The organism is Cedecea neteri (genome assembly GCF_000757825.1).
Taxonomy (GTDB): domain Bacteria; phylum Pseudomonadota; class Gammaproteobacteria; order Enterobacterales; family Enterobacteriaceae; genus Cedecea; species Cedecea selenatireducens.
The window spans coordinates 170147-190444 of record NZ_CP009451.1 but is presented as its reverse complement, the minus strand read 5'-3'; the positions used below and the strand labels follow the sequence as shown (position 1 = coordinate 190444).

Annotated in this window: 19 protein-coding genes and 2 pseudogenes; 11 read left to right on the top strand and 10 right to left on the bottom strand. The window is 55.4% G+C overall.

The window, feature by feature from the left end:
• Position 1 precedes the first annotated feature (1 nt).
• The 3 genes from JT31_RS00815 to JT31_RS00805 all read right to left on the bottom strand — a co-directional run bounded on the left by JT31_RS00815 (position 2) and on the right by JT31_RS00805 (position 1750).
• Complete coding sequence (locus tag JT31_RS00815; protein ID WP_038472222.1) at positions 2 to 367, bottom strand: DUF4186 domain-containing protein; 366 nt, start codon at positions 365 to 367, stop codon at positions 2 to 4.
• Between the two features lie 94 nt (positions 368 to 461).
• The gene (locus JT31_RS00810; RefSeq protein WP_038472221.1) at positions 462 to 977 is read right to left on the bottom strand and encodes a PadR family transcriptional regulator; all 516 of its coding nucleotides are present in this window, start codon (positions 975 to 977) and stop codon (positions 462 to 464) included.
• A gap of 8 nt (positions 978 to 985) precedes the next feature.
• Complete coding sequence (locus JT31_RS00805; protein ID WP_038472219.1) at positions 986 to 1750, bottom strand: siderophore-interacting protein; 765 nt, start codon at positions 1748 to 1750, stop codon at positions 986 to 988.
• A 261-nt stretch (positions 1751 to 2011) separates the two neighbouring features.
• Here JT31_RS00805 and JT31_RS00800 point away from each other — a divergent pair, with 261 nt between their 5' ends.
• Positions 2012 to 2233 (top strand): YdcH family protein, encoded by a 222-nt coding sequence (locus JT31_RS00800; RefSeq protein WP_038472217.1) that lies wholly within the window; start codon positions 2012 to 2014, stop codon positions 2231 to 2233.
• A 50-nt stretch (positions 2234 to 2283) separates the two neighbouring features.
• Here the strand turns inward: JT31_RS00800 and JT31_RS00795 are convergent, their stop codons facing one another.
• The 3 genes from JT31_RS00795 to JT31_RS00785 all read right to left on the bottom strand — a co-directional run bounded on the left by JT31_RS00795 (position 2284) and on the right by JT31_RS00785 (position 5361).
• Complete coding sequence (locus JT31_RS00795; protein WP_038472215.1) at positions 2284 to 3672, bottom strand: hypothetical protein; 1389 nt, start codon at positions 3670 to 3672, stop codon at positions 2284 to 2286.
• Between the two features lie 129 nt (positions 3673 to 3801).
• Complete coding sequence (gene yqfB, locus JT31_RS00790) at positions 3802 to 4119, bottom strand: N(4)-acetylcytidine aminohydrolase (protein ID WP_038472213.1); 318 nt, start codon at positions 4117 to 4119, stop codon at positions 3802 to 3804.
• Positions 4120 to 4158: 39 nt separating this feature from the next.
• Complete coding sequence (locus JT31_RS00785; RefSeq protein WP_038472211.1) at positions 4159 to 5361, bottom strand: NAD(P)/FAD-dependent oxidoreductase; 1203 nt, start codon at positions 5359 to 5361, stop codon at positions 4159 to 4161.
• A gap of 172 nt (positions 5362 to 5533) precedes the next feature.
• Here JT31_RS00785 and JT31_RS00780 point away from each other — a divergent pair, with 172 nt between their 5' ends.
• From JT31_RS00780 to JT31_RS00770, 3 genes and pseudogenes are all read left to right on the top strand, one after another.
• Positions 5534 to 6040 (top strand): RrF2 family transcriptional regulator, encoded by a 507-nt coding sequence (locus JT31_RS00780; protein WP_038472209.1) that lies wholly within the window; start codon positions 5534 to 5536, stop codon positions 6038 to 6040.
• A 267-nt stretch (positions 6041 to 6307) separates the two neighbouring features.
• Positions 6308 to 7267, top strand: a pseudogene (locus JT31_RS00775) (PLP-dependent cysteine synthase family protein); the annotation flags it as partial.
• Between the two features lie 22 nt (positions 7268 to 7289).
• Entirely contained in the window at positions 7290 to 8432 is a 1143-nt protein-coding gene (locus tag JT31_RS00770) for a trans-sulfuration enzyme family protein (protein WP_038472205.1), read from the top strand.
• A 141-nt stretch (positions 8433 to 8573) separates the two neighbouring features.
• On the opposite strand, the gene JT31_RS00765 is transcribed toward JT31_RS00770, so the two are convergent.
• Entirely contained in the window at positions 8574 to 9230 is a 657-nt protein-coding gene (locus JT31_RS00765) for a GntR family transcriptional regulator (protein ID WP_038472203.1), read from the bottom strand.
• 185 nt (positions 9231 to 9415) lie between these two features.
• Between JT31_RS00765 and JT31_RS00760 the strand changes: the two genes are divergently transcribed.
• The 7 genes from JT31_RS00760 to JT31_RS00730 are packed head-to-tail and all read left to right on the top strand — an operon-like array spanning position 9416 to position 16853.
• Complete coding sequence (locus tag JT31_RS00760; RefSeq protein ID WP_038472201.1) at positions 9416 to 10909, top strand: ABC transporter substrate-binding protein; 1494 nt, start codon at positions 9416 to 9418, stop codon at positions 10907 to 10909.
• The gene (locus JT31_RS00755) at positions 10906 to 11766 is read left to right on the top strand and encodes an ABC transporter permease (protein ID WP_038472199.1); all 861 of its coding nucleotides are present in this window, start codon (positions 10906 to 10908) and stop codon (positions 11764 to 11766) included. The genes JT31_RS00760 and JT31_RS00755 overlap by 4 nt, the downstream gene beginning before the upstream one ends.
• Positions 11766 to 12680 (top strand): ABC transporter permease, encoded by a 915-nt coding sequence (locus tag JT31_RS00750; RefSeq protein ID WP_038472197.1) that lies wholly within the window; start codon positions 11766 to 11768, stop codon positions 12678 to 12680. The genes JT31_RS00755 and JT31_RS00750 overlap by 1 nt, the downstream gene beginning before the upstream one ends.
• Complete coding sequence (locus tag JT31_RS00745) at positions 12677 to 14011, top strand: M20 family metallopeptidase (protein ID WP_038472195.1); 1335 nt, start codon at positions 12677 to 12679, stop codon at positions 14009 to 14011. Before JT31_RS00750 ends, JT31_RS00745 begins: the two co-directional genes overlap by 4 nt.
• A 37-nt stretch (positions 14012 to 14048) precedes the next feature.
• The gene (locus tag JT31_RS00740; protein ID WP_038472194.1) at positions 14049 to 15047 is read left to right on the top strand and encodes a 1-aminocyclopropane-1-carboxylate deaminase/D-cysteine desulfhydrase; all 999 of its coding nucleotides are present in this window, start codon (positions 14049 to 14051) and stop codon (positions 15045 to 15047) included.
• A gap of 2 nt (positions 15048 to 15049) precedes the next feature.
• Positions 15050 to 16045 (top strand): ornithine cyclodeaminase family protein, encoded by a 996-nt coding sequence (locus JT31_RS00735; protein WP_038472192.1) that lies wholly within the window; start codon positions 15050 to 15052, stop codon positions 16043 to 16045.
• Positions 16035 to 16853 (top strand): sulfurtransferase, encoded by an 819-nt coding sequence (locus JT31_RS00730; RefSeq protein ID WP_038472191.1) that lies wholly within the window; start codon positions 16035 to 16037, stop codon positions 16851 to 16853. Before JT31_RS00735 ends, JT31_RS00730 begins: the two co-directional genes overlap by 11 nt.
• 28 nt (positions 16854 to 16881) lie before the next feature.
• Here the strand turns inward: JT31_RS00730 and JT31_RS00725 are convergent, their stop codons facing one another.
• The 3 genes and pseudogenes from JT31_RS00725 to JT31_RS24200 all read right to left on the bottom strand — a co-directional run bounded on the left by JT31_RS00725 (position 16882) and on the right by JT31_RS24200 (position 20113).
• The gene (locus tag JT31_RS00725) at positions 16882 to 17544 is read right to left on the bottom strand and encodes a DUF2931 family protein (protein WP_038472190.1); all 663 of its coding nucleotides are present in this window, start codon (positions 17542 to 17544) and stop codon (positions 16882 to 16884) included.
• 49 nt (positions 17545 to 17593) lie between these two features.
• A complete protein-coding gene (locus JT31_RS00720) occupies positions 17594 to 18253 on the bottom strand; it encodes a DUF2931 family protein (RefSeq protein ID WP_038472188.1) in 660 nt (219 codons plus the stop codon).
• A pseudogene (locus tag JT31_RS24200) lies at positions 18244 to 20113 on the bottom strand (phospholipase effector Tle1 domain-containing protein). The gene JT31_RS00720 and the pseudogene JT31_RS24200 overlap by 10 nt, the downstream one beginning before the upstream one ends.
• Positions 20114 to 20298: the final 185 nt, after the last annotated feature.

Sequence of the window (20298 nt, the reverse complement as noted above, 5' to 3'; positions counted from 1 at the left end):
CTTAAGGTTTTTGCCCCGTCATTTGTGCCGTCAGCCAACGATATAAAATGCCCACCACGTAGCGCTGTTCCGCATCAGTCAGCGGTCTTCCCGCCGGTATTGCGTGCCATTTTGCCAGGCAACCTCTGCAGCAGGTTGCCGTGGCGTGCTGAGCAATAAAGACCGGATGGCCGCGCATAGGCGTTTGTTTGCCGTCATTTTTTGGTTCGGCAGGTGCCAGGCGGAGGGCGATAAACTCTTCTGCATGGCGGGTGACGGTTTCCGGGCCTTTATCGATGCAGTACTGGCGTTCTTTTGGGCCGAGCTGGAAACGCTGGCGAAACGGGGAGCGTGTAAGGCGCTGAAAAACGCTATCGGGATTGTTCACTGCGGCACATCTTTTCCGACTTTGAAAACGGTATGGTACGCCGCAGGGATCAAATAGCAAGTCAGGGCGTTGAACGTTCACGCCCTGGCTGACGCTAACTACGCTCGATATCTTTAGCCGCCTGATCCAGCGTGTCGATGATTTTGTACAGCGTCTCTTTCGAAAGCTCAGTGCTGCCCAGTTTAGCGTGCAGCGCCGTTTTGAAATTATGAATTGCGCGCTGTACCTCGGGTAAACGGCGGTTGCCGCCGAGAACGCCGAGGGTGGCCAGCCTGGTGGTCACCGCTTCCAGTTCGGATGGATGCTGTTCAAGCGAGGCTTTTCCTTCTGCCGTCAGCGTGAAGGATTTTTTCCCACTTTGCCCTTCGCCCACCGTGATTAAGCCCATTTCCTCCATCAGCGTCAGGTTAGGATAAATAATGCCGGGGCTCGGCACATATTCCCCTTTCGCCAGGCTTTCAATGGACTTTATAAGCTCATAACCGTGCGCCGGGCCGCCAGCCAAAAGATGCAGAATCAGCAGGCGGATGTCGTTGGCGTCAAACAGACGTTCACGGCGATGGCGGGCGCGCCCTTCCGGGTGGTTTTGTTCAGGATGAATACGCACCATCGGTCGCCTTATTTGTCATGCCAGTAGGCAACGGCGCGGACCAGGTCCGCATCCAGGCCACGCTCTTCCAGCAGGTAATCACCCAGCGCTTTCGCCTGCTTTCCTTCGCCCACAATCCAGATGTAGTAGTCGTCAGCCGGGATCTCCGCGTGCTTCAGGTACTCAGCGATTTCCCCATATGTTAACGCCTGCACTTTTGCCGCTGGAAATTCGCTCAGATAGTTCAGACTGTCGGTATTGTGGCAGTTGACCAGCACCTGAACCTGCACTTCCTTACTCAGCGACTGGAGACGGCGGCGAACGGCAGGCAGGCCGCTTTCATCTGTCACGTAAAGCTGCCAGTGATAGTCCGTTGGCGTGACCAGAGAGCCGCGTGGCCCACCGATAAACAGCTTATCTCCCGGCTGCGCTTCTTTCGCCCAGCTGCTGGCGACCCCGCCGTCGTGCAGGTAGAAATCAATCGTTAATTCGCAGCGCTCCGCGTCGAAGTCCAGCGGCGTATAGTCCCGCGACTGTGGCCGCGCGCCCTCACCCCAGACAATGCCCTCGCTGGTTATCTGCGGCGGGGTAAACTCTCCGTTTTCTGCCGGGAAGAACACTTTAATGTGGTCGTCGAACCCCTGTGAGGAAAAGTCTGCCAGCTGCGGGCTGCTGAACACGAGGCGGTAAAACGTATCGGCGATAAAGCTTTTAGTTTTTACCGTTAATTCACGAAACTTCAGTTCATTACGAACCCGAACCGGCATTTTTTTGGCATTGTTTTGTGTGGTCATAGCGTGCCTTTTAGGTATGTAAGATATATCATAGACATATCTTAGAGCACGCCATACCGCCTGTCTTTATCATTTTGCGGCGTTAACCTGCCGGCGTAAAAATGAGAATGACATGCATTTCAGTACGGCGCTACCGCGATCGCAAATTGACAAAACGATACTTTTTTGTCCTTTCCCTTATCGCAAATCAGGTTCTACACTGAGGTTGGCATCAGCCAGTTGTTCATCCACTCACCTACCATCTGACCAGGGAGGCCTGACATGTTTCCTGAGTACCGTGATTTGATTTCCCACCTGAAGTCCGAAAACCCCCGCTTTCTCAGCCTGTGTAATAAACACAACCGTCTCGATAGCGAGATTATGCGCAAGGAGGGGCCGCAAGGGACGGGATACAACGATGAAGTCGTGCAGATGAAGAAAGAAAAACTGAGGGTAAAACAAGAGCTTTACCAGATGTTGAAACAGGCCAGCCAGCCGGCCTGATAGCATTGAAACCGGGGAAGGGTTTGCCCTTCCCTTGTTGCATAAAACGGCTATATAACCACGTTCAGTTCTCGTAGAACTTCAGCCATTTTTCTGGCACCAGCAAAATTCAGATGGTCACCATCGCGGAAATCCTCCCCGACAAATACCGGGCTTTCTGAGAGATCGATAAACCGCGAATGTGCAGCCTCCAGCCCGGAGAAGCAGCTGCGATGCGTATATTTCATCCTGACGTCCAGATTGTCTACATAAGCTGCCGGGAACGGTGGCGTCAGCCAGACAACCTTCCTGCCGTGCTTCGCTAACAGAACGTCCATTTCGGCCACCCGCCGCGTATTTTCATTCAGTGTGACCTGATGATGAACCGATTTAGAGTGAGCTATGCCACGCTGCTGCGCCATCTGCTGCTGCCGGGCCGGAGGCAGAGAAGTAAGATTGCCCGTTAAATTTCGTGTGGATTCGCAAATTTGCTCCCTGAAGATGACATCATCCAGCCCGGTAATGGGCTGCCCCTGCGCTGGAAATGGCATCACCAGGCGGCTAAAGACCTGAATATCGTCCGAGGCGGATTCGCTGGCGCCCTTTATCAGATAATGGCTGTTGAGCTGGCTCCAGGCATGAATAATCTGCTGGTTAAAGTCGTCTTTTGTTTTTAGCAGATCGCTGTACAGATCAAAAAAACCCAGGCAATAAACAAAGTTCTGTACCTGCGGGTAACGCTCAAGGATATGTGCCGTCAGCTGCTGCGCCTGCTTAAGTCCCAAACTGTGGGTAGAGATATTGACGCTGTGTTCCAGCCACGCCTCAGGGAAGCCATAGAAGCTGTAAGAGTTACCAATAATAACCGTTTTAACGTCCGGGTCAGCCAGCGCAGCGTATTGCTGCGCCAGCAAATGCGTGTGCTGGATGGCATTTGTACTTAAGGGGATGAAATTATCGATCAGCAAATCATAATATGAAATGCAGGCGATGGCCTGAGGATGCTCAACCGCCAGAGCCAGTTTTAGCCCCTGAGGATCGTAAAGGATAAAAGGGGCGGTACTTGCTGCGATCTTTGCATCAAAAGCATCAATTTCCTGCTGATTTTGCTCTTCGGCATTCAGATAATAGAGATTATTAATGGCGGAAGCTCTGAATCGCGAGCCAAGCATTTGCAGCTTACTTAATTCGCCAAAATAAAAGATATCGATGCCGCTATGCGCCATAGCGTTCAACCAGAAGAGATAAAGAGCCAGATAAAGTTGGTTGAGGTTCTGCGGCTTGCCTTCAAGGCTGTCGCCTAACGCGTTGATTAAGTCCAGCGTGATACGGCTGTCATCAAGCAACGCCTGGTTTGAGAAAAGGTAATCGGCAAGTGACTGAGGCACCTGAGCCACCAGCGCCGGGTTTTCAAAATCCTTCAGGTAATGCTGAATCTGTTTCAAAAAGTGATTTTGCATGATGACATTTGCGTGATTGAAATAAATTAATTCACGATCCTATCATTGAGTGACGAAAGGCTATCGTGCAATAACCACTCACACATCCTGCTTATCCCCGGTAATGCCCTGAAAAAAGCCCGTGTTTTATCAAGGCACGCTCACCAGGCGGAAAGAAATTTCGTACAGCGCATTTAATCCCGGATAAATCTCACCAATAACCTGTTTAAGCTCTGCCAGCGTCATATTCTCCTGGCGGGCGTGCTCATCGTCCAGATCGTCAAGCAGTACCGGCGTCACGCCGATCACATCGATAGTGCAGAAATAGACGTCATCTTCATAGCGGCCGACGCGTAAACGCTGCCCTGGCTCAAAATGTGACTCACTGCTGTCGCGCAGGGTGATGGTTTTAAGCCCGGCGACAATGTCGTGCTCAAAGCGGCGGAAAAAAGTGATGTCGTTAGCCATGCTGCCTCCTGATAAACATTCGGCAGCATGATAAAGCGCTTAGACGAACGGCGCTAACGGATCTGCGGTTTCAAAAGCGATTTTTCTGTCTGCCACCGGCGGGTAAATCAGTTCCTGGGTAATCGACAGCTTAATTTTCTTCGCTTCCTCGCGCACGTGGGTCACCTTCTGCTCCCAGCCTTCGGTAAACACCGCGCCCCAGTTACCGAGGTCGAGGCAGGTGACGTAGTTAATCTGGCGATAAGGTAACGGCGCCACGTCCAGCAGGCTTGCCGCGACGTTGTACCCCACAAAACGCCCCAACATGATGGCATGCTGGCAGGTCATCAGCGCCAGGTTGCCCAAATCATCCGTCTCGGCACGTGCAACGTCACCGGTGGCAAAAATGGCTGGCTGCCCTTCCACTCGTAAAAATGCATCCACGTGCAGACGACCCTGTTTATCACGCGGGGCGCTAATCTGCTCCGTTAACGGACTGGCCTGCACGCCAGCGGTCAGAATCACCGTGCTGGAGGCAATACGCTCGCCGTCGGCCAGCACAATGCCCTCGGCATCAACTTCAAGGACGTCGGCATTCAGACGCCACTCCACGCCGAGCTCTTCGCTGGCGGTTGCAATCACGTCACGCAGCTCGCTGCTGTAGCGCCCGCCGATTTTATCGCCCCGCTCAACCACAATGACGCGAGTTTGCGTATCGGCGCCAAGCACTGCGCGTAACCTGCCGGGCAGCTCAGTGGCCATCTCAATGCCGGTAAATCCGCCGCCGCAGACGATGACCGTATTACGGGCTTCGCTCTCTGCCTGCTGCGCTAAAGCAGAGATATGCTGTTCCAGACGTAGCGCGCTCTCAAGCTGGTCGAGGTCGAACGCATGTTCCGCCGCACCTTTAATCAGATCACGTTTCAGGTTGCTGCCCGTCGCCAGAACCAGACGATCGTACTGGCGAGGCGTGCTGTTGCCCTGCTCATCCCGATACCAGACGCACTGATTTACGCTGTCGATGCGCTGCGCTTCGCCTTTCACAAAGGTCACGCCTGTAACGTCGAACAACGGCTGAAGCGGAGCGACCAGCGAAGCCACCTCGGTTTCGTAGAAACGTGGGCGCACGCGCAGCTCCGGCTGAGGGGCCAGCACGGTAATCTCAATGTCTTCGCGATCGTACATCGCCGCAAGTCTGGCCGCGCTCAGGGCCGCCCACATACCGGCAAAGCCGGCGCCAAGGATAAGGATCTTCTGTTGCATGGTTCTACTCCGATAAAGGCCGTCAGTGGCCAACGACTGCGACTATACTTGTCGCAGTTAACTGCGACAAGATCTTTCGTAGTTTATTTTCATTCCACTGTTTTAGGGGTTATAGATTGCATAGCGCGTATAAAATCCCTACATTACCTGGATTAAATGAGTCGGAGGCAGCATGGCGTTTTACAGTTCGGGCGTGGAGTACGGCATTCACAGCCTGATATGCATGGTGGATGGCAAAGGCGAAGGTCGCGAAATGAACGTGCGTGAAATCGCCGAGCTGCAGGGCGTGCCCTACGACTATCTCGGTAAAATTTTCACCAAACTGTCCAGAGCCGGACTCGTCATCAGCAGCGAAGGCAAAGGCGGCGGCTTTACCCTTTCTCGCCCGCCTGACCAAATCAGCGTGCTGGATATCGTGGAAGCCATCGACGGTGAGAAAAGCATTTTCGACTGCAAAGAGATTCGTCAGCGGCTGGCGGTTTTTGAAGAAACGCCGCCCGAATGGGCCTGTGAAGGGATTTGCGGGGTGCGTGCCGTGATGAACATCGCCCAGCAGCGTATGGAAGAGGCGCTGGCCCAGCATACCGTGCTGGATCTGGCTCGCCGTATGTACCGTAAGGCACCGGATGAGTTTGTTATCGAGGTGCAGGACTGGATCCGCGACCGCCGCAGCAGCTAGCCTCTCGCTTAGTACAATTTTGCAAATTTAAACCCAGCCAGCGTATAAGTCGCTGGCTTTTTTGTTTAAAAAAGCGTCAGAAATAGCCAGCAATGACGTTATTTAGCCATCCCCCACTCCAGACATCCGAACGGCTTTCCTTCCCTACCGCCAAAACAGCACATTATATTACTTTCAGATCTAAACGACGGGTTTATGTTCTTTAGATGCGGCAATTTGCCGCCCTATCATCCCAGACATGAACACTTTTCATGTTGTGAGAGAACGATGATTGCCGATTCCGTCCTGTACCTGATAGGTCACACCCCGCTGCTGCGGCTCAACCACCTTGATACCGGCTGCTGTGAGCTTTTGCTTAAGCTGGAAAACCAAAATCCTGGCGGTTCGATTAAAGATCGCGTTGCCCTGTCAATGATTGAGCAGGCCGAACGTAGCGGCAGGCTGCGGCCCGGCGGCACGATTATCGAAGCGACGGCGGGCAATACCGGGCTGGGGCTGGCGCTGATTGCCACGCAAAAAGGCTACCCGCTGATTCTGGTGGTGCCGGACAAAATGAGCCAGGAGAAAATTTTCCACCTGCGGGCGCTGGGCGTTGACGTGCGCCTCACCCGCTCCGATGTCACCAAAGGCCATCCTGATTATTACCAGGATTATGCCCTGCGGCTGGCGGCGGACATTCCGGGCAGTTTCTATATCGATCAGTTTTCAAACCCGGCCAACCCGCTGGCGCACGCCACGGGAACCGCCGTTGAGCTTTGGGAGCAAACCGGGGGGCACATCGACGCCATCGTTGTCGGCGTGGGCTCTGGCGGCACGCTGGGCGGCCTGCAGCAATTCTTCCACCAACACTCACCGCAAACCGAATTTGTGCTGGCCGATCCCTGCGGATCTATTCTTGCCGACGTGGTTGAGCACGGCCGACACGGCGAAGTCGGCAGCTGGCTGGTGGAAGGCATCGGCGAAGACTTTGTGCCACCGCTTGCCGACTTTGAACGCGTGCAGCACGCCTACCGCATCAGCGACCGGGAAGCTTTTACTACCGCCCGGGCGCTATTAACCCACGAAGGCATTCTCGCGGGCTCCTCAACGGGCACCCTGCTTGCCGCCGCCCTGCGCTACAGCCAGGCACAAAACACGCCCAAACGCGTGGTCACTTTTGCCTGCGACAGCGGCAATAAATATTTATCGAAAATGTTTAACGATCAATGGCTCAGCCAGCAAAACCTGGCGTAACTATTAAGGATAATTCATGAATAAATTTGCTACCCAGAGCGTGCACAGCGGCACTTTTGATGATGCACACGGCGCGGTAATGCCGCCCATTTACGCCACTTCCACTTTTGCCCAGCCGGCACCGGGCCAGCATACCGGCTTCGAATACTCGCGCAGCGGGAACCCAACCCGGCAGGCGCTGGAAACGGCGATTGCCGAACTCGAAGGCGGCCAGCGCGGATATGCGTTTGCCTCCGGCCTGGCGGCTATCTCAACCGTGCTAGAACTGTTAGACAGCGGCAGCCATATTATCGCCGTTGACGACGTGTATGGCGGCACCTGGCGGCTGATTGAGAACGTGCGCAAACGCAGCGCCGCCCTGCAGGTTAGCTGGGTGAAGCCTGACGATCTCGACGGCCTGCAGGCCGCGATTCGCCCTGAAACGCGGATGATTTGGGTAGAAACGCCGACAAACCCGCTGCTTAAGCTGGCAGATCTTGCCGCTATTGCCGACATCGCGAAGCGCCATCGCCTGATTAGCGTGGCCGATAACACTTTCGCCTCTCCCGCGCTCCAGCGTCCGCTGGAATCCGGCTTTGACATCGTGGTGCATTCGGCAACCAAATACCTGAACGGCCATTCTGATGTGGTGGCCGGGCTGGCGGTTGTAGGCGCTAATGACGAACTGGCGCAGCAGCTGGGCTATTTACAAAACGCGGTCGGCGGCGTGCTTGACCCGTTCAGCAGCTTCCTGACGCTGCGTGGCATCCGCACTCTGGCCCTGCGTATGGAAAAACACAGCGGTAACGCGTTCCAGCTCGCTCAGTGGTTAGAGACACATCCAGCAGTGGAGAAAGTGTATTTCCCGTGGCTGGAGACTCACCCGCAATATCACCTTGCCCGCCAGCAGATGTCGCAGCCCGGCGGCATGATTTCGATTGTGGTTCGTGGCGATGAAAAACGTGCAGAAGAGGTGATCCGTAAGCTGAAGCTGTTTACCCTGGCGGAAAGCCTCGGCGGCGTAGAGAGCCTGGTCAGCCAGCCTTATAGCATGACTCACGCTTCTATTCCGCTCGAACAGCGGTTGAGTAACGGCATCGTGCCGCAGCTGATTCGTTTGTCGGTCGGGATTGAAGATGCCGGAGATTTGCAGGCCGATCTCGCGCAGGCGCTGGGTTAGCGATTAATTCGCTAAAGCGCAGGAAGAAATACTGTCATAAATATAAATAATGGCCTTTTGTTTGCAAACCTGGAGTACATCCAGAGCAAGACAAAAGGCCATTTATTTGCTGTGCGTTAATAAATTAAGTCTGTTTATTATTTAGCCAAAGTACTGACGACGTAAAATATCGGCCCCGTCGTCAATCGCCTTATGAATTGCTTTCACGCTGCGCTTCTCGTCCTTTTCCGCTAAAGCTTCCAGCAAATCGTCGTAATTATGATGCCCCTGACTCATTTCTTCCGACTGCGGGTACAGATAATTAAAGCACGGCCCGATGCGCACCCAAAGCTGCTCAATTAACACGGTGAGCGTTGGCATCTCTGCGTACTCAAACAGCTGGAAACGAAACTCCCGATTAGCCTGCAGCGCGGCCTCAACGCTGACGTGCTTCGCTTCAAGAAACGCATCACAAAGCTGCTTCAGGCGGGCCAGCCTGGTTTTGTCCATGTAGCGCGCAGCCTGCTCTACCGCCATCCCTTCGAGATTTTTACGGATGGTGGTGATTTCATGGTAACGCCCCAGAGAAATTTCAGGCACCAAAAATGCCTGCGCCGGCGTGGCATCCAGCGCTCCGGAAGAGACCAGACGCAAAAGCGCCTCACGCACCGGCGTAATGCTGGTGCCAAGCTGTTCGGCAATCTCTTTGGTTACTAATCTTGCGCCGGGTTTTAAGGTTCCCACAATCAACGCACCCTTTAACCTTGCCTCAACTTGCATGGTTAAACTCATTCTTTGCGCTTTTTCTAAGTCAAGCATGTTTATTTCCTATAGCAAAATAACTACTTTGTATTTGCAGTTTAATAACTGGCTTGTCATCAATGGAGTATATAGGATATATCATGTACTCTTACCACAAATTTATACCACCATGCGAATTAACCTGACGAAACATTCGATATCCGTCAATAATTTAGACGGTAACGTATAGGGATTGACTACAAATGAAAGCATCCGGCCGTAAACTCGCAACTCTGGCTGTATTAATTAGCCTGGTAACCCCCTTTAGCTACGCAAGTGAATTAGTTATAGCCCAACCTGCTTCCGCCACCGCGATGGATCCGGGTTTTCTTAAAGAAGCCGCCACCCTGGTGGACAATATTTTCGATACTCTGGTCCTGCGTGATAAAAACATGCAGCTTCAGCCTGGCCTTGCCACAGCCTGGAAAGCGCTGGATGAAACGACATGGCAGTTCGACCTGCGCCCTGGCGTCACCTTCACCAACGGCGAACCGGTTAACGCTGCGGCGGTGAAATTCTCCATCGACCGCATCCTTGACCCGGCGAACCACGCGCCAACCATTTCCTACATCCGCACGATCAAGTCCGTAGAGGTCACCGGGGACTACCAGGTTCGCATTCACACCGACGGCCCTGACCCGCTTCTGCCTACGCGCATGAGCCGCTATCCGACCTATATCGTACCGCCTGCTTATGTAAGTAAAGTCGGTGCTGCGGAATTTGCACGAAAACCTATTGGTAGTGGAGCATATACATTAAAAGAATTTATACCAGATGAACGTGTGGTTATGCAGGCTAATCCACATTATTGGCGTGGAAAACCGACAATTGACCAGGTCACCTGGCGCCCAATTCCAGAAGCGACCGCTCGCATTACCGCCCTGTTAACAGGGGAAGTGCAGCTGGTTGACAGCGTTCCTGCCGACCTGGTTTCAGCGCTCAAAAACAAGCCCGGCATTCACCTTGAGCAGGTGAAAGGCGGTGGTCTGACGATTTACCTCGGCCTGAAGAATGGTGAGAAACCGTTAAGTGATGCCCGCGTTCGCCAGGCACTGTCGCTGGCGCTGAATCGTCAAGCCTACACCAGCCAGCTGCTGCATGGTTTTGGTACGCCAACCGGCACCATGGCTGGTGCGAAGGACTTTGGCTACCTCAATGTTCCGGCACCTGAGCAGGATGTCGCCAAAGCTAAAGCTTTGCTTAAGGAAGCGGGTTACCCGGACGGCTTTACGCTGAAATTCCAGGCGCCGCGTCGCTATATCGCCAGCGCTGAAGTCGCCCAGGCCATCGTTCAGGATTTAGCCGCTATCGGGGTGAAGGCGCAGCTTGAAGTCCCTGAATGGTCGGTTTACACCCAGCAGGTGGCCTCCGGCAAACAGGCTGAGATGTACATGCTGGCGTGGGGTTCGACCCAAACGCTGGATGCCGATGCCGCGCTGTACCCTATCCTGCACTCCGGCGAGCCGTACTCCACGGTCAGCAATCCTGAGCTGGATAAGCTGCTGAACGCCAGCCGCTCCACGGTGGATGCGAAAAAGCGTGAAGTTATCCTGCAGGACATTCAGAAAGTTGTCGCCAAAGAACAGCCGCTTATCCCGCTGTACCGCGAGGATTCTTTGTATGCCAATAGCGATAACCTGACCTTTACCGGCCGTGCCGACGCGCGTATCCCGCTGTATGACCTGAGGCTGAAATGATTTTCCCCGGACGCGCCCTGACCCGTCGCCCTCGTCGCCTGATTTCAGGCGACGGCGTGCTGGGGGGCTTATTGCTAGGCACGGTGATCCTGCTGGCGCTGGTAGCCCCGTGGCTGCCATTGCCTGATCCGTTAATCAATAACCTGGCGGATACGTTCCTGCCGCCGGGCAGCGAGACGACGAGCGGCATGCACTGGCTTGGCACCGATCAGCTCGGGCGCGATTTGCTGGCAAGGATCCTGGCGGGTACCCGCCTTTCCCTGACGGTGGTGTTACTGGCGGCGGCAATTGCCGCCGTTATCGGCACGCTGCTGGGGATGCTGGCAGGCTACATTGGCGGCTGGCTGGATGCGGTCATCATGCGCCTGATGGATATCCAGCTGGCGGTGCCGTTTATTTTGTTGATTTTGCTGGTGATGGCGCTATTTGGCACCTCACTGGAAAACATTATTCTGATCATGGGCGTGACCAGCTGGGCGATTTACGCCCGCGTGGCGCGAGCCAAAACGCTCGAACTGCGCGAGCTGGAATACATCGAAGCGGTGCGCGCTATGGGCTTTTCCACGCCGCGCATTCTGCTGCGCCACATTCTTCCTAACCTCGCCACGCCGCTGGTTGTGCTGCTGACGCTGGATATCCCAAGACTTATCGTGCTCGAAGCCTCTATCGGCTTCCTTGGTATGGGGATACAGCCGCCTACGCCCACCCTCGGCAACCTGATTGGCGAAGGGCGCTCCTACATGCTGCTGGCGGAATGGCTTGTCCTGTGGCCGGGGTTGATTATTGCGGCCCTGGTGGTCGGCTGTAACCTGCTCGGCGATAGCCTGCTGCGTAAAACCCACACGAGGCTTGACTGATGCTGCGCTACATTCTCTCTCGCTTTGCTCAGGCCGTGCTGGTGATGTTTGGCGTCTCGCTGCTTATCTTTTACAGCCTGCACCTGACCGGCGACCCGGCTGCGGTGATGATGCCGCCCGGTTCTTCCCAGCAGGAAATTGATAACTTCCGCCATGCGATGGGCTTTGACCGCCCGCTGCTCTGGCAATACGGCCATTACCTTACCGGCCTGCTGCATGGCGATCTTGGCCTGTCGCTGCGCTATGAGCAGCCGGTGACAGAGCTTATCGCCCAGCGCGTGCCCGCCACGCTGCTACTGGCGGTTTCTGCTCTGGCGTGGAGTACCGCGATCGGCCTGCTGCTCGGCCTTGTCAGCGCCGTCTGGCGTAACAGCTTCTGGGATTTACTCGCTCGCCTGTTCGCCTTTAGCGGCCAGGCCGTGCCGGTATTCTGGCTAGGTCTGCTGATGATTATCTGGTTCAGCCTGCATCTGCGCTGGCTACCCTCCAGCGGCTACGGCACTTTCAGCCATCTGATCATGCCCGCCATCAGCCTTGGGGCCTATTACATGAGCGCCATCGCCCGTCTGGTGCGCGCCAGCCTGATTGATGTCCTGGCCCAGGATTACATCCGCACTGCGCAGGCCAAGGGACTAAGTTCGTGGCGGATCCTGATTCGCCACGGCCTGCGCAATGCGCTGATCCCGGTGGTCACCGTCCAGGGAATGTATTTTGCTTCTCTGCTCGGCGGCGCGCTGGTCACCGAGATTATCTTCGCCTGGCCCGGCATCGGCCGCCTTGCGGTGCAGGCGATTCAGAACCGCGACTTCCCGCTGGTGCAGGCGATTGTCCTGCTGGCCGCGCTGGTGTTCGTGGTGGTGAACCTGATCATTGATTTGCTGTACGTGGTACTCAACCCGAGGATCCGGCTATGAAGCCTCTCGATGCAACGCTGGACCTCCTGCACCAGCTCACACCCTTCCGCAGCGTGGCGGGCTATATCGACCAGCAGCGTAACCTCGCGCTATGGCTTGAGCGGTGGCTGATTGAAGAAACCGACGCCGAAGTGCTGTATCCGGTGAGCCAACAGCTTCAGGATGGTGCGCCGCCGCTGGTTCACGTGCGCATTGACATCGGTTCGCCGCGTACCCTCGTGCTGTACAACATGTACGACGTGATGCCCGCTGACGAAGAAGGCTGGGAGGTCGATCCGTTTGTCGGCGGCATTAAACACTGGTCGGACAAAGGCGACGTTTTTATTTCCCGCGGCGCAGAGAACAACAAAGGCCCGCTGGCAGGCATGCTGATGGTGGTGCGCGACCTCTATCACTCCGGCCGCCTGCACACCAACATTGAAATTCTGCTGGAAGGCGAAGAGGAGATTGGCAGCGGCAACCTGCGGCGCTACCTCGCCCGCCAGCCTTGTCCGGTAGCTCCCGCCGAAGCGGTGCTTTTCCCTTCTCTGTGCGAATACGGCGGCGGTGCCCCGCGAATTTACCTTGGCTTCACCGGCCGCAGCGGTGGCCGTCTGGTGGTAAAAGGCGGCAGCTGGGGCGGCCCTAAAGCGGCTATTCACGCCAGCAACGCGGCGTGGATCGATAACCCCGTCTGGCGGCTTGTGCAGGCGTTAAGCACCCTTGCGCCCCCTCACGCTAATGGCGTACTCGAAACGGGCGAACTGGATGAAGAAGCCAGTTCGATTCTCGACGACCTTGCGCTCGATTTTAACCTGGCGGACGAACTGACTTTCCGTCGCAGCGAGAAGTTCTCCATCAGCGGCGACAGCTTCAGCCATCTGGCTTATCTGCTGGGCAGCGCGGTGCTGAATATTTCAGAAATAGCCAGCCTGCCGCACGGGGCTCAGGGCGTCATTCCTCCCGAAGCCTTCGCCGATTTGGTACTAAGAACACCGCCCATCGTCGATGGCGAACGCCTGATGCAGCGCATGAAGGAGCAGCTTGCCAGCCCGGCGCTGGCCGGTGCCGTGCTCGAACCGGGCGACAGCTATCCGGGCTACCGTTTCAGCATTGATGACGAGGGCGTGCTTGAACTAATGACCAGCTATCACCAGCAGCAGGCAAAACCGCAAATCTGGCCCTGGGCCCCCGGCTGCGCGCCAGCTTACGCTTTCGCCGCCGTTGCCCCTGCCTTTTTGATAGGCGGCCTGGGCTACGGCGGCAACGCCCACGGCGTGAATGAATTCGTCACGCTCAGAGGCCTACAACGCTACCAACAGTCGCTCAATGACTGGCTACTCGCCTTTTAAACCACGGCCAGCACTCGGGAACCAGACAGGATAATGCATGAAAAATGTGAATGATTTTGAACGTGTTACGCTAGGATTCTTCCCCACGCCGCTGGAATCTTTACCTCGCCTTAGCGAAACGCTGGGCCTGAACGTAAAGATTAAGCGCGACGACTACAGCGGCTTTGGCGGCGGCGGCAACAAAGTCCGCAAGCTGGAGTACCTGATGGCCGAAGCCTGCCGCGAAGGCGTCAAAGTGGTGATCACCACCGGCGGGCACCAGTCTAACCATGCGCGAATGGTCGCCGCCGCCGCGCGTAAATTTGGCATGAAGCCGGTGCTGGTGCTTCGCGGTGACGAGCCGCAAACTTACCAGGGCAATCTCCTGCTGGATAAGCTGTTTGGCGCGGAGCTGCAGTTCCTCGACCCGGAAGGTTACTTCACGCAGATTGAAGGCGCGATGCAGGCGCATGCAGACGCGGCAGCGGCGCGCGGTGAAAAGCCGATGATCATTCCTCTTGGCGGCGCAACGGCGCTGGGCGCGCTGGGCTACGTTCGTGCAGTTGAGGAAATGGACGCCCAGCTTCGCGCCGCGGGCGAATCCGCGCCGGACATTATCGTGGCCCCAACAGGCTCCGGCGGAACACTCGCCGGGCTGTACGTCGGCGCCCGTCGCTACTGGCCCAAAACCAAAATTATCGGCGTCAGCGTGAGCGCCAAAGCCGACTGGTTCCAGGCCCGTATCTCGGCGATGGCCGGTGACTGCGCCAGCCTGCTGGACTGGGATCAAAGCTGGCAGCCGCAGGATATCTGGATTGAAGATGGCTTCGTCGGCAGCGCCTACGGCGTACCTTCTGAAGGCGGCATTGAGGCCATTTATCAGGTTGCTCAACAGGAAGGCGTCCTGCTGGATCCGGTTTACACTGGTAAAGCGATGCACGGTTTAATTGAGTTGGCGGAAGAAGGCCGTATTCCTGCCGGCAGCTCTGTTATTTTCATGCACTGCGGGGGCTCTCCGGCGCTCTACCCGTTCGCTCAAAAACTCCTGGAGCACTGAGTATGCAGATAGTGAACCGTCAGCAGGTCGCTGAACTCGGCGGCAACGACCCGATCAAGGCGTTGCAGGACGTTGAGGACACCGTGCGGCTGCTAAGAAACGGCGAGGCGGTGATGCCGGCGGAAACCCATGTCGATCTGGACACGCCGCTGGGCAAAGTTTACGCCCTCCCGGCAAGGGTTGGCGGACGGTTCAACGCCACAGGCGTGAAATGGACGGCCCATCGCCCTCGCGCCGCTGACGGCTATCCGCAGGCTATGGCAACGACGTTGCTCAACCGGGCGGATAACGGCTTACCGGTTGGCCTGGTGGAAAGTGGCAGCCTGACAGCAACCCGCACGGCGGCGGTGTCTGCCCTCGCCCTCAAGCTGGCGGCACCTCTGCGACCTTCACGCGTCTTATTGCTTGGCGCAGGCGTTCAGGCCCGCGCCCATCTCGATATGTTGGCCGCACATTTTCCCGATCTGGAAATGGTCTACTGCTGGAATAAAACGCCGGAGCCGCTCGCCGACATGCTCAGCCATTCTGGCGACCTGCCCTGGCCCGTTACGCAGTTTGAAACACTGAGCGATGCGTTGCGTCAGCACTGGGACGTACTGATAACCTGCACCAGCGCCAGCGAGCCGTTTTTACGCCCTGGCATCTGGCGTGCGGGGACGCTGGTGCTGCAAATTGGCTACCACGAAGTGGCTTTTGAAACGATCGCCGCCGCCGACAAAGTGGTGGTAGATCTTTGGGGCGACTTCAAGCTAACCAGCGCCAAAAGCCTGTTCCAGATGTACCGTGCCGGGCTTTTTGACGAGCAAAACGTGGCGGCAGATTTAACCAATTTGCTGGTGGATGGCTGGCGTCCTTCGGCAACCGACAGAGTTTATTTTTCCTCTTTCGGCCTTAACGTGTTTGATATCGCCCTTGCCGCTCGCGTGCTGCAGGCTGCCGTAGACCAGGGCCAGGGCAGCAATCTACCTTTTGGCTGGGAAGCTGCCGATGCTGATTAGCGCCAGTGAATTGCAAAAGCGCATGGCTGGCGGGGAGCAATTTGCGTTACTCGACGTGCGTGAACTGGAACAGTGGCAAACCGCTTCGTTACCGGGCGCGCTCAGCCTGAACGTCTACGACTATTTTGTTCCCGACTCCACGCCGGAAGGCTACGCCGCAATGGCCGGGGCCTTTGTTCATGCCTGGCAGCAGCTCAGCGTGACGAGCGGAGCCACGCCGGTGTTCTTCGAGCAAAGCGTGGGGATGCGTTCTCCGCGTGGGCTATGGTTCTTGTGGTTTGCCCTCGGTGCTGACGGGCTGATTTTAGACGGCGGCGTGGATGCCTGGGCCGCTGCAGGCGGGAAACTAACGCCGGGCCACGGCGCACAGGCGGTTGTCTCTGCCGCTGGAGCGCCCATCTGCCAGCCAGCCATGCAGCAGCTGGCCGCTACCCGCTGCGAAACGATCGATGCCGATCAGGCCTCAACGCAGCTGCTTGATGCCCGCAGGCCAACGGAATATGACGGCAGTTTCGTGCACGAATGCTGCGCCCGGGCCGGACGTATTCCCGGTTCAAAACTCTTGTTCTGGGAAGACGTGGTCGAGCATGGCCGGTTTAAATCCACCGAAGCCCTGGCCCATCTTGCCGCCGAGGCCGGATTTACGCCGTCAAAAAGGGTTATCATCTGGTGCCACCGTGGTGCTCGCGCCGCCACGGTGCTTGTCGCGCTTAAGCTTGCGGGCTACCAGGATGTGGCCGTTTACGTCGGCTCCTGGCACGAATGGGCTAGCCACCGGGAATTACCGTTGCTTAGCAGAGGCTATTAAGGTCAATTTGTAGTGTCAGTGATTCAGGCTACCAGCGGCCATAGGGATATTTTTTATCTTTGATAAACTCAGGTGTATCTCCATAATATTTATACCCGTTGGGATGTTTCGTTATCCCTCGGCAAATATCTAATTTATCTCCGGATACGGTTTTCAGGATCGATGGCGTCACGCGATAATTAGGTTCTCCCCGGGCAACACCGCTTAACCAGATGGACACTTTCCCTTCCGGAGCCAGTCCAACCTGCACAGCGTTATAATATTCATTAGCCCCCTGAGGGGCCTGGTTTACGCGCGGGATGAGCATTTTGTCCAAAATCGGTTTCGGAATGGTTAACGAAGTCTCGTACACTTTTTTATCGATTACCGAGTCCCAGCAGAAAATAATATGCCGGGGCGGACGCTCAACGTGATTCCAGTGGCCATTAAGCGTTCTGGCGTTCTCGTTCCATTCAGCAACAACACCATGCAGGGCTTTTGTGCTATCGAGGGTATTAAACTCATAGACCTTCCCCTCCGCATCCTGAACTACAGCGTATGTCACCACTGCCGGTAGAGACTTGGGTGTAAAAAAATTAAACCACCATTTGGTCGGCACACCGTTTTGTGTGGCCGCGTCGGATAAAGGTTTTCCCTGGCAGGCCGTCAGCAGAAGCAGCGGTAAAAACCAGGCTGTGCGAGTTATTTCCATATCTTATTCCCGCCTATATCGTAAATTGCCCGTAACTAATTGGTGAATATCACCAGTCACCATATGGATATACTTTGCCTTTAATAAACTCAGGCGTGTCTCCATAATATTTATACCCGTCGGGATGTTTCGTTATCCCTCGGCAAATATCTAACTTATCCCCTGATACGGTTTTCAGGACGGACGGCGTCACGCGGTAATTAGGCTCAGAACCACTTCCCTGTAACCAGACGGCCACTTTCCCCTCTGGAGCCAGGCCAATTTGCACTCGGTCGTAATACACCGTTCTTCCCCGGTAACCGGGGAACTCGCTTGGCCTGAGCATTTTTTCCAGGACAGGTTTAGGAATAGTCAGTGCAGTTTCATACACCTTCTTATCGATAATCGAGTCCCAGCAAAAAATAATATGCCGGGGTGGGCGCTCAACGTGATTCCAGTAACCTCCGGGTGCACGATCCTTATCATTCCACTCACCGATCACTTTAGGCAGGTCGGGTGTACTGTTCAGGGTATTAAATTCATAAATTTTGCCATTGGCATCCTGAACAACGGCGTATGTCACAAGGGCGGGCAACGCTTTGGGCGTGAAAAAGTCAAAGGTCCACTTGGTCGGCACACCTTTTTGCGTGGCCGCGTCGGATAAAGGTTTTCCCTGGCAGGCCGTCAGCAGAAGCAGCGGTAACAACCAGGCTGTGCGAGTTATTTCCATATTTTATTCCCGTCCATATCGTAAATTGTTCTCTGCCAGCGTTCGTCCGGCCGGTTGGTGAATGTCACCAGCTTCGCCGGTTTAACTGCGCCACGGATCATCCCCTGGTCGTCTCGCACCAGGCTGTTCCAGTTGGCCGAACAGTGGATATATTTTTCGGCCAACGTCAGGATTTCCGGCGTGGTAAAGCCGGGGGCAAGTTGCCCTTTCCGGACGGCACGGCCCATTACCATCGCTTTTTCACATAAAGCATTTAGATCTGCAGTTAACGCAAAATCTGGCACAGTTTCATCAATAGGATCAAACACCACCCCTGCATCCTGCGCCGCATCGAGCATCACCCTCAGCACTACCTTCGACCAGTCGTTATTCGTCTGGCGGTCGATTACCAGTGCAGCCCCGCTACGCTTTTGCAACGTGCCGTGGCGGTCTGCTGGCATTTTGTTGTCATGCCAGGTATCTATACTGACCTCCACAGCGTTCAGCAGTGGCGCTATCGCCGGATAGCCGTCCATCGCTTTGAGCTGTTCGCAGGTCTGCTGATAAATTTGTGTTTCAGTATCTGGTGTAGAAAGGGGAACGGTTTCAAATTCTGGCCGGGTCAGGAAGTAAACTTCATGCTCAACAGGATTGTAGCCACCGCCAATGTCGGAGTGTGCCCCAGGCAGCGCCAGCTCCGGCCACGCCGGTTTCACGCTGTTCAGCGCGAAGTTAAACCGGCATTCGTGCTGTGCGGTAATATGGAACACCTTCTCTGCCACGCCCGGCCTCAACCCTCACATCTCCGGTATCGGCGCTGTGAGGGTTGAGGCCGTTAACCGGCGTCCCGATGGCTGCGACGGTATCAAATATTCCCAGAAAGCGCGTTTTGCCTCCCGGCGTCCCGGAAAATTCCACGCCATCCAGCCCCAACTTAAGCGCCGCGATGACCGCACGTTCCTGACTGAAGACCCGGTTGGCAAAGTGGCGCGCTGCCGCTGCGCCTCGGCTGAAGCCAAAAATATCAAACTGCAGCTCTTTAATGGTGCAGAACCGGGCATCGGCGTGTCTGTCTAAATAGCCCTGAATACCGGCGGCAAGCGCCGCAACTGCTTTATCGGTTTTGCCCACCACGCCAGTATCGCCCTGGCCGGTGCCCATTCCGAAAGTGCTGTCTCCTGCCCCGTCCTCCGTACCGATACCTTCGATATAAATAGCGTACTGACCTGCTCCAGTATCAGGGGTAATCTTCTGGTTATACAGCGTATTGAGCCAGTGTACGTTACTGTAGTAGCCGATATAGCTTCCGGCCGCGGTGCCACTGACTCCACGCTTGAGCCGGATACATTGTTCTAACGCAGATGTAGACTCCGCATCATTCATCCCAAAATGTTCACCGGTACAGGCGGCCTGCCGGGCGCCGCTGTTGTTCGCGTTATTGCCTGTACCATCAAAAAACACGCCGATGGTCAGCGTGATTTCACGCTTCTTCTTCGCGGTCTGCGCACGCTGTTCAGGCTCTGCACCTGAGTTATCATTAGGCGTTTGTTTAGCTGAAGCGGAACTTGCCACTGCCTTTGAGTACTTTGTCGAAGAAACGGTTTCTTTTACATAGCAGTCAGGTATAGATGGCGTGAACCTGGCTTTACAGGGACATGAACTGATACTGTCAAGTGTTCCCGCTAATCGCTGCGTTTCATCCATAAAACTATCCGTGCCACCTAAAATCTTATAGGTGACACCTGGATTTTTTCCGCAGGAGACTAAATCACCTTCACGAGCAGCATTAGCGTCGTACCATGTAACTGTGGGGTCTCCAGTGAGTATTTTTCCACCGCAGGTGGTGCGATCCCCAACCCGGAGGTAATAACCTGTTGCCATAAATCCCTCTATTCATTGCGTGTATTTTCCCGGCGGTCATTTTACAGCCAATCGCTATAGGCACAACAAAAAGTGGACTTAAGTGAAATTTACTTAATAACAAACAGAACACGAGGCTCTATCTTCGATTTATCTCTTGCAGTGATCATCGACCTCTAGCTGCGGGCCGTTATTAGGCAGGGCTT